Origin of the sequence: Amphiplicatus metriothermophilus (assembly GCF_900199215.1) — a bacterium.
GTDB lineage: Bacteria > Pseudomonadota > Alphaproteobacteria > Caulobacterales > Parvularculaceae > Amphiplicatus > Amphiplicatus metriothermophilus.
Genome location: NZ_FZQA01000008.1, coordinates 23,037 through 38,515, shown reverse-complemented (window position 1 = coordinate 38,515; position 15,479 = coordinate 23,037). Strand labels below are relative to the sequence as shown.

12 protein-coding genes are annotated in these 15,479 nt (G+C 68.3%); 4 read left to right on the top strand and 8 right to left on the bottom strand.

The window, feature by feature from the left end; all coding sequences use genetic code 11:
- Window positions 1-92: 92 nt before the first annotated feature.
- From CHB64_RS13345 to cydB, 3 genes are all read left to right on the top strand, one after another.
- Window positions 93-605: a hypothetical protein gene (locus tag CHB64_RS13345; protein WP_089413124.1), complete on the top strand. Its 513-nt coding sequence runs from the start codon at window positions 93-95 to the stop codon at window positions 603-605.
- A 108-nt stretch (window positions 606-713) separates the two neighbouring features.
- Complete coding sequence (locus tag CHB64_RS13340) at window positions 714-2,138, top strand: cytochrome ubiquinol oxidase subunit I (RefSeq protein WP_089413123.1); 1,425 nt, start codon at window positions 714-716, stop codon at window positions 2,136-2,138.
- Window positions 2,139-2,142: 4 nt separating this feature from the next.
- Window positions 2,143-3,174 (top strand): cytochrome d ubiquinol oxidase subunit II, encoded by a 1,032-nt coding sequence (cydB, locus tag CHB64_RS13335; protein WP_089413122.1) that lies wholly within the window; start codon window positions 2,143-2,145, stop codon window positions 3,172-3,174.
- A 190-nt stretch (window positions 3,175-3,364) separates the two neighbouring features.
- On the opposite strand, the gene serA is transcribed toward cydB, so the two are convergent.
- Window positions 3,365-4,954, bottom strand: a complete 1,590-nt coding sequence (gene serA / locus CHB64_RS13330; protein WP_089413121.1) for a phosphoglycerate dehydrogenase — start codon at window positions 4,952-4,954, stop codon at window positions 3,365-3,367.
- 96 nt (window positions 4,955-5,050) lie between these two features.
- Window positions 5,051-6,205 carry a phosphoserine transaminase gene (locus CHB64_RS13325; RefSeq protein ID WP_089413246.1) on the bottom strand — a complete coding sequence of 385 codons (1,155 nt, stop codon included), beginning with the start codon at window positions 6,203-6,205 and terminating at the stop codon, window positions 5,051-5,053.
- 317 nt (window positions 6,206-6,522) lie between these two features.
- Between CHB64_RS13325 and CHB64_RS15125 the strand changes: the two genes are divergently transcribed.
- On the top strand, window positions 6,523-7,545 hold the full coding sequence (locus tag CHB64_RS15125; protein ID WP_159462508.1) for a DMT family transporter: 1,023 nt from the start codon (window positions 6,523-6,525) through the stop codon (window positions 7,543-7,545).
- Here CHB64_RS15125 and CHB64_RS13310 read toward each other — a convergent pair.
- From CHB64_RS13310 to tilS, 6 genes are all read right to left on the bottom strand, one after another.
- Window positions 7,530-8,417, bottom strand: a complete 888-nt coding sequence (locus tag CHB64_RS13310; RefSeq protein ID WP_089413119.1) for a PhzF family phenazine biosynthesis protein — start codon at window positions 8,415-8,417, stop codon at window positions 7,530-7,532. The genes CHB64_RS15125 and CHB64_RS13310 overlap by 16 nt on opposite strands.
- Window positions 8,418-8,821: 404 nt before the next feature.
- Window positions 8,822-9,622, bottom strand: a complete 801-nt coding sequence (thiD, locus tag CHB64_RS13305; protein WP_089413118.1) for a bifunctional hydroxymethylpyrimidine kinase/phosphomethylpyrimidine kinase — start codon at window positions 9,620-9,622, stop codon at window positions 8,822-8,824.
- A gap of 132 nt (window positions 9,623-9,754) precedes the next feature.
- Entirely contained in the window at window positions 9,755-11,140 is a 1,386-nt protein-coding gene (glmM, locus tag CHB64_RS13300) for a phosphoglucosamine mutase (RefSeq protein WP_089413117.1), read from the bottom strand.
- Between the two features lie 89 nt (window positions 11,141-11,229).
- Window positions 11,230-12,060: a dihydropteroate synthase gene (gene folP / locus CHB64_RS13295; RefSeq protein ID WP_200815390.1), complete on the bottom strand. Its 831-nt coding sequence runs from the start codon at window positions 12,058-12,060 to the stop codon at window positions 11,230-11,232.
- A gap of 50 nt (window positions 12,061-12,110) precedes the next feature.
- Complete coding sequence (gene ftsH / locus CHB64_RS13290) at window positions 12,111-14,036, bottom strand: ATP-dependent zinc metalloprotease FtsH (protein WP_089413116.1); 1,926 nt, start codon at window positions 14,034-14,036, stop codon at window positions 12,111-12,113.
- A gap of 128 nt (window positions 14,037-14,164) precedes the next feature.
- Window positions 14,165-15,442 (bottom strand): tRNA lysidine(34) synthetase TilS, encoded by a 1,278-nt coding sequence (gene tilS, locus CHB64_RS13285; protein ID WP_089413115.1) that lies wholly within the window; start codon window positions 15,440-15,442, stop codon window positions 14,165-14,167.
- Window positions 15,443-15,479 lie beyond the last annotated feature (37 nt).

Here is a 15,479-nt window from a genome sequence, read left to right as displayed (position 1 = left end):
GTCGGCGCGTCCGCGGCCTTGATCCCGCCGGGCGGGCGGGCGATGCTCCACCGGCCGCCCGGCCCGTCCGGGCGCGAACCGGGGAGGCTCCCATGCGCAACGCTTTCGCCGCCGCCCTGTGCCTGCTCGCCGCGCCGGCTGCGGCGCAGTCCGCCGCCGGCCCCTGCGCGGAGGAGGCCTATCGCGCCTTCGACTTCTGGATCGGCGAATGGGAGGTCTTCAACAGGGCGGGCGAAAAGGCCGGCGACAATTCGATCGTCGCCGAAGAAGACGGCTGCCTGCTCGTCGAACGCTGGACCGGCGCGCGGGGCGGAACCGGCCAGAGCTACAATTATTATGATCCGACGACGCAGAAATGGCGCCAGATCTGGGTGAGCGCCGGCTTCGTCATCGACTATGAAGGCGGCCTGAACGCGAAAGGCGAGATGGTCCTTGAAGGGACGATCGCCTATCGGGACGGTCGCACGGCGCCGTTCCGCGGGACATGGACTCCGCTTGAGAACGGCGACGTGCGTCAGTTCTTCGAGCAGCGCGACGCCGAAACCGGCGCCTGGCGGGAATGGTTCACGGGCGTCTATAAGCTGAAATCCGCGGGCGCGCACTGACCATTTCGCCGCGGCGGCGCGCCCGATTGTCGCGTAGGCGGACTTTTAAGAGATATGCGCGCCGACAGGCGCTATATGTGATGCAAACGCCGGAGAGGAGGACCGTTCATGGAATGGGACGCCCTGCTGCTGTCGCGTCTGCAATTCGCTTTCACCATCGCGTTTCACATCATCTTTCCGAGCTTCACCATCGGGCTCGCAAGCTATCTGGCCGTGCTGGAAGGGCTGTGGCTCAAAACGAAACGCGAGGTCTACAAGAATCTTTATTTCTACTGGATGAAAATCTTCGCCCTCGCTTTCGGCATGGGCGTCGTCTCCGGCGTGGTGATGAGCTACCAGTTCGGTACGAACTGGTCGGTCTTCTCCGACAAGGCGGGCAGCGTGATCGGCCCGTTGCTCGGCTATGAGGTGCTGACGGCGTTCTTCCTCGAAGCCTCGTTTCTCGGCGTGATGCTGTTCGGCTGGAACAGGGTCGGACCCCGGCTGCATTTCATCGCCACCCTGGCTGTGGCCGTCGGCACGCTGATTTCCGCTTTCTGGATTCTGTCCGCCAACAGCTGGATGCAGACGCCGGCCGGTTACGAGATCGCCGGGGACGGGCGGTTCATCGCCAACGACTGGATGGCGGTGATCTTCAACCCGTCTTTCCCCTCGCGCTTCCTGCACATGACGGCGGCGGCCTATCTCACCACCGCCTTCGCGGTGCTGGGCGCGGCGGGCTGGCTCGCGCTGAAAGGCGAGGACGGGCCTGGCGCGCGCGTCATGCGGCGCATGGCGGTGCTGTTGATCGCGGTTCTCGCCCCTGCGCAGCTTCTCATCGGCCATGAAAGCGGCGTCGTGGCGCATGAATATCAACCCGCCAAAGTCGCCGCCATGGAGGGCTGGTGGGAGACGAAAGAAGGTCAGCCTACGATCCTTTTCGCCGTCCCGGACGGGCGGAGCGAGCGCAACCGGTTCGAGGTCGGAATTCCCGGCCTCGGAAGCTGGGTCGTCGCCGGCGACGCGGGGGCGGAGCTCGAAGGGCTGAAAGCCTTTCCGCCGGAGGAAAGGCCGCCCGTCGGCGTCGTGTTCTGGTCGTTCCGCATCATGGTCGCGATCGGCCTGCTGATGATCGCCATGGGGCTCGCCGGCGCGGTTCTTTGGATCAGGAACCGACTCGACGGCGCGAAGCTCTTTCATCGCGCGGCCGTGCTGATGGGCCCGTCCGGCTTCATCGCCGTGTTGGCCGGCTGGACGGCGGCGGAGGTCGGCCGCCAGCCCTACGTCGTCTACGGCGCGCTGCGCACCGCCGACGCGGTCTCGCCGGTGGGCGCCGGCCAGGTGGGCGCCTCGCTTCTCGTCTACATGGTCGTTTACGCCATCGTGTTCAGCGCAGGGGCGCTTTACATCCTGCGTATCATGAGGCGCGGGCCGGAGCAGGAAGGCGCGCCGATCGCGCTCCGGGGGCCGCGCGCGCCGGCCACGCCCCTTGCTTCTTCCGACGACGACGACGGCGGCGACGGACTCCGGCCCGCCCCTCAGCCAGCGGAGTGACGCCATGAGCCTCGACCTTCCTCTCATCTGGGCGATTCTCATCGCGACGGCCGTGCTGCTTTATGTGGCGCTCGACGGCTTCGATCTCGGCGTCGGGATCCTGTTTCCCGCCGCGACGCCGAAGGAGCGCGATCTCATGACCGCTTCCATCGCGCCGGTCTGGGACGGCAACGAGACCTGGCTGGTGCTCGGCGGGGGCGGCCTGCTCGCCGCTTTTCCGCTCGCCTATGCGATCGTCATGCCGGCGATGTATCTGCCCATCGGCTTCATGCTGGTCGCGCTCATCTTCCGCGGCGTCGCCTTCGAATTCCGGGCGAAAGCCGGCCCGTCCGGGCGAGGGCGGAAATTCTGGACCGCGGCTTTCGCCGGCGGCTCGCTCGTCGCCGCGCTTGCGCAGGGCCTCGTGCTCGGCGGCTTTCTGCAGGGGATCGCAGTCGAAGGGCGCGCCTTCGCCGGCGGGCATTTCGACTGGCTGACGCCGTTCAGTCTCATCGTCGCCGTCTCGCTCGCCGCCGGCTACGCGCTGCTCGGCGCGTGCTGGCTCATCTACAAGACCGAAGACGCGCTTCAGGCCAAGGCGCGGCGCTGGGCGAGCCAGCTCGTCATCGGCGTGGGCGCGGCGATGGCGGCGGTGAGCCTCGCGACGCTTTCGCTCGACCCGCTCGTCACCGAGCGCTGGGGCGCGTCGATGACCCATATCGAGCCGGGGAAATTCATCCGCCTGGCGCCGCTGCCGCTCCTTGCGGCCGCAGCGGCGATCCTTCTGTGGCGCTGGGCGCAGAACGAAAAATACGAGCTGCGCCCCTTCCTCGCCGGACTCGTCATTTTCGCCTGCGGCTTCGTCGGGCTCGGGGTGTCGCTCTTTCCCTATGCGGTCCCGTTCGAGGTCACGATCTGGCAGGCCGCCGCCGCCGACAACGCGCTGGCGCTGATGCTCGCGGGCGTCGTCGTCCTGCTGCCCGTCATTCTGGGGTACACGGCCTATGTCTACTGGATTTTCCGCGGAAAAGCCTCGCCGGAGACCGCTTATCACTGAGGGCGAAGAGGACGGGCGCGCGCGGCCCCTGCGCGAGAAGCTCGCCTGGTTCGTCGCGCTATGGCTGGCGGGCCTCGTTGCGACCGCCGCGCTCGCCTACGGCCTCAGGGCGCTGCTGTTCGCAGGATGAGCGTTCTGGGAAGCGATACCCTACGAAATCAACTTTCGCAGGGTATCGCGCCGCCCGGCCCTACCAGCCGTTGAAGGTCAGCGGCTTGGCCTGCTTCACATGCGGCAGGGCGCGCACCCGCGCGAGAACGGCCTCGCTGACCGGCTCGTCGACGGCGATGAGCGCGATGGCGTCCGCGCCCGGGGCGGAGCGGCCGAGATTGAAGGTCGCGATGTTGACGCCGGCCGCGCCCAAGGTCTGGCCGAGCGCGCCGATGAAGCCCGGCTTGTCCTCGTTTGTCACATAGAGCATGTGCGGCGCGAAGCCGGCCTCCATCTCCACGCCCTTGATGTTGACGATGCGCGGCGTGGCGCCGAACAGCGCGCCGGCCGCGGCCCGGTCCTGTCGCTCGGTGACGATCCGTAAGCGGATGACGCTTTCGAAGTTCTCCGCGTCGTCGCGATAGGTCTCCGCGATGGCGACGCCGCGCTCCTTGGCGATCACCGGCGCGTTGACCACGTTGACCTCCGAGAGGATCGGCTTGAGCACGCCCGCGACGGCCGCCGCCGTCAGCGGCCTCGTATTGAGCTTGGCGGCGGCGCCGGCGTAGACCACCTCGATGGCGCGGATGCTCGTCTCGGTGAGTTGGCCGGCGAAGAGACCGAGATTCTCCGCCAGCTTGATATAGGGCCTGAGCTTCGGCGCCTCTTCGGCGGTGATCGAGGGCATGTTGAGCGCGTTGGTCACCGCGCCGCGCAGGAGGAAATCCGCCATCTGCTCGGCGATCTGGATCGCCACGTTCTCCTGAGCCTCGCGGGTCGAGGCGCCCAGATGCGGCGTCGCGACCACCCGTTCATGCCCGAACAGGGGATGTTCGTTGGCCGGCTCGACCGCAAAGACGTCGAGACCTGCGCCGGCGACATGACCCGAATCGAGCGCGTCTTTCAGGGCGTCTTCGTCAATGAGGCCGCCGCGCGCGCAGTTGACGATGAACACGCCCTTTTTCGTCCGGGCGATGTTTTCCGCGCTCAGAATGTTGCGCGTCTGCTCGGTGAGCGGAGCGTGCAGCGAGATGATGTCGGCGCGTTTCAAAAGTTCGTCAAGCTCGACTTTTTCGACGCCGAGCTCCACCGCCCGGCCGTCGGTCAGGAACGGATCATAGGCGATGACGTGCATCTTCATGCCGATGGCGCGATCGGCGACGATGGAGCCGATATTGCCGCAGCCGATGATCCCGAGCGTCTTGCCGTAAAGCTCGACGCCCATGAAGCGGTTCTTCTCCCACCGGCCGGCGTGAGTCGATTCATTCGCCTGCGGAATTTGCCGGGCAAGGGCGAACATCAGCGCGATGGCGTGCTCGGCCGTAGTGATGGCGTTGCCGTAGGGCGTGTTCATCACCACCACGCCGGCCGCCGTCGCCGCCGGCAGGTCGATATTGTCGACGCCGATGCCGGCGCGTCCGATCACTTTCAGGTTTTTGCCGGCCTTGATGACGGGCGCGCTCGCCTTGGTCGCGGAGCGCACGGCCAGGCCGTCGAATTCGCCGATGGCGGCGATCAGCCGGTCACGGTCCTTGCCCAGCTCGGGGGCGTATTCGACATCGATGCCGCGCGCGCGGAAGATCTGCACGGCGGTTTCGCTCAGCGCGTCAGAGATGAGAACTTTGGGCATGTCGTTGTCCGTATGGCGAGGCGGTTGAAGGGTGAAATGGCGAATGGGGCGGCGAACGCGAACGGCGGCGGCTCTTTCTTCCTTTTCAGCCGCGGGTTATGCGCTCTTCGCTTCCTCGAACGCCCAGTCGAGCCAGGGCGTCAGCGCCTCGACGTCGTCCGTCTCGACCGTCGCCCCACACCAGACGCGCAGTCCCGGCGGCGCGTCGCGATAGCCGCCGATGTCGTAGGCCGCGCCTTCGGCTTCGAGCAGCGCCTCCATCTTCTTGACGAAGGCGCGCTGCGCCCCCTCGTCGAGCGCGACGAAAGCCGGATCGACGATCTTGAGACACACGGAAGTGTTGGAGCGCGCCGCCGGATCGGCGCACAGAAATTCAATCCAGGCGGTCTTCGCGACCCACCGCTCCAGCACGGCGAGATTGGCGTCGGCGCGCGCCATGAGCGCCTTGAGGCCGCCCAGCCGCTCGCCCCATTCGAGCGCGTCGATATAGTCCTCGACGCACAGCATGGAAGGCGTGTTGATGGTCGAGCCTTCGAAAATCTCCTCGACGAGCTTGCCGTCTTTCGTCAGCCTGAAGATTTTCGGCAGCGGCCAGGGCGGCGTATAGCTTTCAAGGCGCGCCGCCGCGCGCGGCCCGAGGATGAGCACGCCGTGCGCGGCCTCCCCCCCCAGCGCCTTCTGCCATGAAAAGGTGACCACATCGAGCTTCGCCCAGTCGAGCGGCTGCGCGAAGGCGGCCGAAGTCGCATCGCAGATGACCACGCCCTCGCGCTGCGCGCTGATCCAGTCGGCGTTCGGAACCCGCACGCCGGAGGTCGTCCCGTTCCAGGTGAAAACGACGTCATGGGCGGGATCGACCTGCGCAAGGTCCGGGAGTTCTCCGTAAGGGGCGCGCAGCACCCGCGCGTCGAGCCTGAGCTGCTTGACCGCGTCCGTCACCCAGCCCTCGCCGAAGCTCTCCCAGGCGAGCAGATCGACCGGGCGCGGGCCCAGAAGCGACCACATGGCCATTTCCACCGCGCCGGTGTCCGACGCCGGCACGATGCCGATGCGGAACTCGTCCGGCGCTTCGAGCAGCGCGCGCGTGCGCTCGATCGCTTCTTTCAGGCGCGCCTTGCCGACCTTCGCCCGGTGCGAGCGGCCGAGCGTCGGGGCGTTCAGCTTTTCGGGGGACCATCCGGGGCGCTTGGCGCAGGGGCCGGATGAAAAATGCGCGCGCGCCGGGCGCGCAGCCGGTTTGTCGATCGTCATGTCGTCTCCCATCCTCTCAGATGGGTCGCCTTTCGGTGGGGAAAGGTGGCCCGCGCGGACTTTCAGCCGAAATCATGGACGGCGTCAATCAGAATTTTTGCAGCGCAACATTATGCCCGCGCGAGCGGATTCTGCTCCGCAGGGGCAAGAAGAGAAAACGCCTTCGCCGCTGCGACGGGCCGCCGTGGCCGATGATCGCGCTCCGCACCCGGATGAATCCGGCTGAAAGAAAAGGTGACGAAAGACGCAGAATCCCTCGCTTGACCGGCCTGGCGCGCGGTGGTCTAGCGCGATGGGTCGCAACGCGGAAGAAAGGCATGGATCAGCGCCGCACACGCATGGCCAGACCCGTCGCGGAGGCGCGGGCGTTCGACTGGCTGCTGCTGACGGTCCTCGTCTGCATCGGCGGCTCGTCCTTCGCGATGATCCGCGGCGCGGTCGAGACCATTCCGCCGGCGGCGGTCAGCGCCGGACGGCTGTGGGTCGGCGCGGCGCTGATGTTCGCCGTCATGCGTCTGGCCGGCCGGCGCTTTCCGCCGTTGCTCGCCCGCACGCCCAAAGGCGCGCGCCTGCACAGGGCGTGGGCCTACATGCTCGCGGTCAGCGCGATCGGCTACGCCATGCCTTTCCTCATTTTTCCGTGGGCGCAGCAATATGTCGAAAGCGGCCTCGCCGGGATCTACATGGCCTTCATGCCGATCTGGACCCTGGCGCTCGCTTCTCTGTTCGCCGATGAGCGTCTGACGCCGGGAAAGCTCGCCGGCTTCGCGCTCGGCTTCACAGGCGTGATGATCCTGCTGGGCCCCGGCGCGCTGCGCGGCGTGTTCGCGTCGGACATGATCGCGCAGGCCGGCCTGCTTCTCGCCACCTTCGGCTACGCCGCTTCGGCCGTGATCGCCCGGCGCGCGCCGGCGATCCGCCCGCGTGTGTTCGCCGCGGGAACCGCGCTCGGGGCGGCGATCATGACCACGCCCGTGTTGTTTTTCACGGACCTCGAACTCGAAGCCTGGTCGGCGACGAGCATCTTGTGCGTCGTCGGTCTCGGCGTCGGACCGACGGGTCTTGCAGGCCTCATCATCATCATTCTCATCAAGCGCGCCGGCGCGGGCTTCATGGCGCTTGCGAACTATCTCGTGCCCGTCATGGCGGTGCTTTTCGGCGCGGTTCTGTTCGGCGAGCGGCTGGCGCCGCAGGCGTTCGTGGCGCTCGGCGTGATTCTGTCGGGCGTGGCGCTGAGCCGACGCCGACCGCGCCGGCGCCCGGCGCTCGCCGGCGAGCTCAGCCCCGTGGCCCTCAAGGCCGAAGCCAGACGCGCCGGCCCGGATCAGAGCGCGAGCTGACCGGCCGACACGGGAACCGCCTGGCCGCCGACGCGCACCCGACCGGCCTCGCCGCCCTTCGTCTCGAAACGCACGCGGATGCGGCTCGGCCGGCCCATCTCGAATCCCTGCTCGACGATCCAGTCATGGGCGCCGTCGGCGAGCGCGCCCGAAAGCGCGATCTGACCCGGCAGGGCGCAGGCCGCCGAGCCGGTCGCCGGATCCTCGAAGACGCCCGCATCGGGCGCGAACATGCGCGCATGATAGGCCGCATCGGCCGCCTCGCCGCCTTCCGCATAAAGAAGAACCCCTACGACGCCGGCGAGATCGAGCCGCGCCCAGGCGGCGTTGTCGAGCCGCGCCGCGCGCACCGCCTCAAGGCTCGCGCGCGCATAAACGAAATCGACGCCCGCCCCGATTCGGCGGGGCTTGTGGGCGGCGCGATCAAGCGCGCCCTCCGGCAAGGACAGCGCGGCTTCGATAAGCCCGACCGCCGGCGCGGGACCGCGTTCGCGCGGCGGATTGGGATTTTCGAACTCTGCGAACGCCGCCGCGCCGGCGCGCTCGACCGCGACGGGGAAAAGGCCGGCCTTCAGCTCCAGCAGCAGCAGGCCGTCGAGACCGCGCGCCGTCGCGATGGCGATCGCCGTCCCCACCGTCGGATGGCCGGCGAAAGGCATCTCGTAGGCGGGCGTGAAGATCCGCGCCCGCGCCGTATGGGCGGGGTCGTCCGGCGGCAGAACGAAAGCGGTTTCAGCGAGATTGAACTCGCGCGCGATGAGCTGCATCTCTTCGTCCGACAGTCCGCGCGCGTCGGTAACCACCGCGAGCGGATTGCCGGCGAAGCGACGGTCGGTGAAAACGTCCCAGGTCTCGAACGCATAGCTGCGCATCTCTTCGCCTCCTCGCCTGCCTGTCGCGCAGACCTTTGCGGGTTTGCAAAGGCGCGCGCCGAAATTTCATTCAAATTTTCACGAGCCGCGCCCGATCGTTCACCATGTGGGGCGCAAATAGGCGCGCGCAATCGAAAAATTCTGCGCCGAAGGCTTAGCGTTTCTGCGCCGCCCCAACGGCTGCGCCGCGTTCGCGCGTCGATCTTACGCATGCATCATGGTGAATGCGATCGCTGCAATTTGAAGCGCATTCGATGCGAAGTCTAAAGACCCGGCGCGCGATGATCGGCCCATGACGCGGCGCGCGGCGAGGCGCGTCTGCGACATCGAGCCGACTTTCGTGATGGTGGCGGTCAAATCCGGCGCGGGCGGCCCTCGCCCGCGCCGCGATTGTCTCTCGCTCTTCATTCCCCGAATCGGCAGGAGAAAGCGTGACCGAGCGGCTGGGCGCCGCCGCCGAAGCCGGGCGCGGCGCGTATGGCTTCGCGCACATAGGCGATGGCGCGGGCGATCGCCGCTTCAAGCGTCGCCCCTTGCGCGAGCCCCGTCGCGACGGCCGAAGCGAGCGTGCAGCCGCCGCCGTGAATCTCGCCGGTCTCAATGCGCGGGTTGCGGAAGGTTTTCTCGCCTTCTTCCGTAAGGAGAACATCCGTCACCGTATCGCCCTTGAGATGACCGCCCTTGACGAGCGCGGCGCGCGCGCCCCGGCTGAGCAGGACGCGCCCGGCGGCGGCGAGGTCGTCTTCCCCGACGACCTCAAGACCGGTCAGCGCCGCCGCCTCGTCGGCGTTCGGCGTGACGAGCGCGGCCAGCGGCAAAAGGCGCTCGATCAGGACGGGAATCATCTCCGGCGCGGCGAGCGCTCCGCCCGTCGTCGCCGCCAGCACCGGATCGAGCACGACGGGGACCCCGTCCGCGCGCTCGCGGAGCGCGTCGGCGATCGCGAGCGCGGCGTCTTTCTCGCCGATCATGCCGATCTTGACCGCGTCCGCGCCGATATCGTCGAGCACGGCGAGGATCTGCTCGCGGATCACATAGGGCGGGACGGGATGAACGGCCGTCACGCCCAGGGTGTTCTGCACGGTGATCGAGGTGATCGCCGTCGCCGCATAGCCGCCGAGCGCCGTCGTCGTCTTGATGTCGGCCTGCACGCCGGCCCCGCCGGACGGATCAGAGCCTGCGATGATGAGCACGCGCCCTTTCATGGCCGCATTCTATCCCAACCGGCGCCGAATTTCTCGTTTGACCGGATTTGTTTCGTAATGAACCGTTCTGCTCGCGCGTCCCCGTTTTCGCCGGGATGCGCCGGCGAGGGGCGCACGAGCCTTGAAGTCCCGTCAGGCGGCGCCCGCCTTTTCGATCGCCGCGCAGATGTCGGCGACGACGGTCTTGAGAAGCGCGGCGTCGTCGGCCTCGCCCATTACGCGGATGACCGGCTCGGTTCCGGACTTTCGGATGACGAGACGGCCGGCGCGGCCAAGCCTTTCTTCTCCCGCCGCGATCGCCGCCTTGACGCCGGGGTCCGCCAGAGGGTCGCCGCCGCAATAGCGCAGATTTTCGAGCAGGCTGGGCAGCGGCTCGAACCGGCGGCAGACCGCGCTCGCCGGCTTGCCGGTCTCCGCCATCGCCGCGAGCGCCTGCAGCGCCGTGACCAGGCCGTCGCCCGTCGTCGCGTAATCGCTCAATATGACGTGTCCGGACGGCTCGCCGCCGACATTCATGCCCTTCGCGCGCATCGCCTCGACCACATAGCGGTCGCCGACCCTGGTTCGTTCAAGCGTAAGCCCCCGCGCGGCGAGAAATTTCTCAAGGCCCATATTGGCCATCACGGTCGAGACGACCCCGCCGCCGCGGAGCCGGTCCTGCGCCTTCCACATATCGGCGATCAGCGCGAGGATCTGATCGCCGTCGATGATCCGGCCCTTTTCGTCGCAGATGATGACGCGATCCGCGTCGCCGTCGAGGGCCACGCCGATGTCGGCGCGGTATTCAAGCACCGCATCCTGCATCTTCTTGGTCGCGGTCGAGCCGCACTCGCGGTTGATGTTGAAGCCGTTGGGATCGACGCCGATCGCCTTGACCTCCGCGCCAAGCTCCCACAACACGGTGGGCGCCACCTTGTAGGCCGCGCCGTTGGCGCAATCGACGACGACGCGCAGGCCCTCGAGCGAGAGCCGGCGCGGAAAGGCCGCCTTGGCGAACTCGATATAGCGCGCGCCGGCGTCGTCGACGCGCTTCACGCGGCCGAGATCGGCGGGCGCGGCGAGGCCGGCTTCCGGCCCGTCCTCCATAAGGCGTTCGATTTCGAGCTCAGTCTCATCCGACAGCTTGAAGCCGTCCGGCCCGAAGAACTTGACGCCATTGTCCTGGTACGGATTGTGCGAGGCGGAAATCATGACGCCGAGATCGGCGCGCAAGCTCCGCGTCAGCATCGCCATCGCCGGCGTCGGCAGGGGCCCGAGCAGAAAGACGTCCATGCCCGAAGCGGCGAAGCCCGCCGTCAGCGCCGGCTCGATCATGTAGCCGGACAGCCGCGTGTCCTTGCCGATCACCACCCGGTGGCGATGGGCGCCGTTGCGGAAGACGCGTCCCACCGCCATGCCGAGCCGGAGAATCCGCTCCGGCGTCATCGCCCCGGCGTTGGCCAGGCCCCGCACTCCGTCGGTGCCGAAGATCTTGCGTTCCGTCACAGGCGCTTTCGGCGTCTCGTCGTCCCCGCGCATGGCCGGTCTCTCCTCACGCTCGCGCCGAGCCTATCAGTCTGGCGCTAGCAGGGGCTTAACGCAAGGATCGGGCCTTTTCCATGGCCGCGTCAGGCCTGAAAAAGGGCTCTCGCGACCGCGAGGGCCTGGCGCGTCGCGGCCACGTCATGGACGCGCAGGATCGCCGCGCCGCGCCGCCAGCCTTCGAGCGCGGCGGCGAGAGAGCCGCCGAGGCGCGCGTCGGCGGGTCCGTCGCGGTCGAGCGCCGCGATGAACCGCTTGCGCGAGACGCCCAGAAGCACGGGGCGGCCGAGCCCGGCGATGCGGTCGAGCCCCGCGATGAGCGCCAGATTATGGGCGACCGTCTTGCCGAAACCGATGCCGGGATCGACGATGAGGCGGGCCCGGTCGATTCCCGCCGCAAGGCACGCCTCGATGCGCGCCTCTAGAAACGCGCGCACCTCGCCCACGACATCGTCATAACGCGGATTATTCTGCATGATTCTGGGATCGCCCTGCGCGTGCATCAGGACGATCCGGCAATCGAGCGCGGCGGCCGTCTCGAGACTGTCGGGCGCGTAGGTCAGAGCCGAGACGTCGTTCCAGATCGCCGCGCCGGCCTTTACGGCCGCGCGCGCGACCGCCGGCTTTCGCGTGTCGATGGAAAGCGGGACGCCGGCGCGCGCGGCGAGCGCCTCGATCACCGGCAGCACGCGGGCGCGTTCCTCCGCCTCTTCGACCGGCTCGGCGCCGGGGCGCGTCGACTCCCCGCCGATGTCGAGAATATCCGCGCCCTCTTCGACGAGCTTCAGGCCGTGCGCGATCGCCGCCTGCGCATCAAAATAACGTCCGCCATCGGAGAAGGAATCCGGCGTGACGTTGACGATTCCCATGATGCGGACTGGGCGAACGGCGGATGGCGGATGGCGAATGGTGGTCATGAATCGCCGCTGCGATATTTATCGGCCATTCGCTAATCGCCGCTCGCCGCTCACGCCCCCTGCGGGCTCGGCTCGAAGCCTTCGGGGCCTTTGCGCTCCTTGTCGGCGCCCGCGCCGGTGGTCGGCACGGAGGACGGCGGGGACGCGGCGAAATCCTCCGGCTCCTCGCGCACGATCGGCTCGCCCTTGAGCAGCTTCTGGATCTCCTCGCCCGTCAGCGTCTCATATTCGAGCAGCGCCTGGGCGAGCCTCTCCCAGTCGTCGCGCCGCTCGGTGAGGATGCGCCTGGCGGTCTCGTAGCCCTCCATGACGAAGCGCTTGATCTCGTCCTCGATCAGTTTGGCCGTGTCCGGAGAAATCGACTTGGTGCGCGCGATGGACTGGCCGAGAAAGACCTCGCCCTCGTCTTCGGCATAGGCGATAGGGCCGAGCTTTTCGGAAAGTCCGTACTGGGTCACCATCGCGCGCGCGATCTTGGTGGCGTGCTCGATGTCCTGCTGGGCGCCGGACGTCACCTTTTCGCGGCCGAACTTCAGCTCCTCCGCGACGCGCCCGCCCATCGCCATGGCGATGCGCGCCTGCATCTGCTGCAGGGTCATCGAATAACGGTCGCGTTCCGGCAGGTACTGCACCATGCCGAGCGCCCGCCCGCGCGGAATGATTGTCGCCTTGTGCACCGGATCGTTGCCCGGCACGGTGATCCCGACCAGCGCATGGCCCGCCTCGTGATAGGCGGTGAGCATCTTTTCCTCCTCGGTCATCACCATGGAGCGGCGCTCGGCGCCCATCAGCACCTTGTCCTTGGAGTCGTCGAACTCCTTGGCGGTCACGAAGCGCTTGCCGCGGCGCGCGGCCAGAAGCGCGGCCTCGTTGACCAGGTTCGCAAGGTCGGCGCCGGAAAAGCCCGGCGTGCCGCGCGCGATGGTGCGCAGATCGACGTCCGGGGCGAGCGGCACCTTCTTGGCGTGCACCTGGAGAATCTTTTCGCGGCCGACGACGTCCGGGTTCGGAACGACGACCTGTCGGTCGAAGCGGCCGGGGCGCAGGAGCGCCGGGTCGAGCACGTCCGGCCGGTTGGTCGCCGCGATGAGGATGATGCCTTCATTCGCCTCGAAGCCGTCCATTTCGACGAGAAGCTGGTTGAGGGTCTGCTCGCGCTCGTCATTGCCGCCGCCGAGCCCGGCGCCGCGATGGCGTCCGACCGCGTCGATCTCGTCGATGAAGATGATGCAGGGGGCGTTCTTCTTCGCCTGCTCGAACATGTCGCGCACGCGCGAAGCGCCGACGCCGACGAACATCTCGACGAAATCCGAGCCGGAAATCGTGAAGAAGGGCACGTTCGCCTCGCCGGCGATGGCGCGCGCGAGCAAGGTCTTGCCGGTTCCCGGCGGGCCGACGAGCAGCGCGCCTTTCGGAATCTTGCCGCCGAGGCGCTGAAACTTCATCGGGTCCTTGAGATACTCGACGATCTCCTCAAGCTCTTCCTTGGCTTCGTCGATGCCCGCGACGTCGTCGAAAGTCACGCGGCCCTGCCGTTCGGTCAGGAGCTTCGCGCGGCTTTTGCCGAAACCCATCGCCTTGCCGCCCGCGCCCTGCATCTGGCGCATGACGAAAAAGATGAAGGCGAGAAAGATGAGGAAGGGCAGGATGTTGAACAGCAGCGACAGAGCGAGCGGCAGCTCCTCGACCGGCGTGATCGTGGTCTCCGCGCCGGCGGCGATCAGTCGGTCGGCGATCTGGGGCGCGGCCCCTTCCGGAATCGCGGCGACGAACTGGCGGCCGTTGTCGAGCGCGCCCTTGACGTTGACTCCGTCGATTTCGGCCTGGCGGATCGCGCCTTCGTCGATGCGCGTGACGAACTGGGAATAGGACAGCCGCTCGACCGTCGGCCCCGGCGAGGAGAACTCGAAAAGCTGGAGCGCGATGATGAAAAAGATGAAGACAAGGCCCCAGATGAGAATGTTGCGTCCGTTCATCGACCGGTCCTGCTGGCGGGCGCGCCCGCGGGTTGTGTGATCCTGTTACAAGATAGGGGTTAAGAAAGGCGGGCGCCACGGGGGGCGCGCGCTTTTACGGCGTCGTCCCGGCGCCGGCCCTGGCGGGCTCAAGGGTCAGGAAACCGCAAGATGCGGTCATAAAACCGCTCCTCGGCCAGCGGGACGAGCCGAAGGCCCGGTTTTCCGCGGAAAAGCGCCGCCGGCGCGGCGAGAAGCGCCTCCTCGGGGGCGTCGAACAGAGCCCGGGCCGGACCCAGCGCCGCGAGCCCTTCCGGGCCGAGGGCGGCGACCTGCGCCGTTTCGCCGCCGCTGTTCTCCGCGATGAACCGCCCGTCCCACAGCGCCCGTCCGCCCGGCGCCAGCGCGAGGGCCGGCGCCGGCGCGACGCCGGCCCGGCCCAACAGGGCCGCCGGCTCGCGCAGGAAGAAAAGCGCCGGGCCGCGCCGTTTCAGCAGCGCCCCGCCCAGGGTCGCCGCGCCGGAAGCGCGCGCCGCCGCGAGCGCCGCGGCGGCGTCTTCAGGCGACGGCGCGTAATCGCCGCCCGAAACCGCGCGAACGAGGCGCGCCGCGACCGCCTCGAATCCGGGCTCGGCCGCGGCCTCGGCGCGCACGGACGCCCAGCCGCCGGCGTAAAAGCATCCGCCCGCGCGGGCGAACGCGTCTTCCTCCGCCCGCCTCATCGCAAGGCTCGCGGCGCGGGCGCGCGCGGCCGTCCGGCGCAGCGCCTCGCCGGTCAGGAGATTCTGCTCTTCGAGCGCGGCGAGCAGCGCGCGGGCGCGCACCCGCTCGAAAGCCGGATCGTCATTAGACGGATCGTCGATCCACGGCTGGCCGAAGCTTTCGAGCGTCGCCCGCGCCCGCGCGCGGGAGACGTCGAGAAAGGGCCTCAGCAGGGCGACCGGCGGCGCGGCGCCGGCGGCGATCATCTTACGCGCCGCCATGCCCGCAAGCCCTGCGGGGCCTGCGCCGCGCGCGAGCCGCATGAAGACGGTCTCGGCCTGGTCGTCCGCCGTATGGGCGGTCAGGACCGCTTCGAAGCCGTTCGCCGCCGCCTGCGCGGCGAGCAGCCGATAGCGGGCGCGCCGCGCGGCCTGCTGCAGCCCCGTCGTCGGCTTTTCGCCTTCCCAGACCAGGATGCGATGGTCGAGACCGGCGGCGCGGCACCAGTCGCCCGCCTGCGCCGCCTCGGCGCGGGATTCGGGGCGCAGGCCATGATCCACGGTGACGGCGAGGACGCGCGCCGCGCCCCTCCGCTGATGAGCCGCCGCAAGGCGGGCGAGCGTCATCGAATCCGGCCCGCCGGAGACGGCGACGATATACCGTCGCGGCGCGCCGAGAGCGGACAGGCGCGCGCAAAAAAAATCAAGATCGAGGGGCGCGGGCATCGCAGCGGCGCCTTTTCGCCTCAGCGCCCGATCGCGC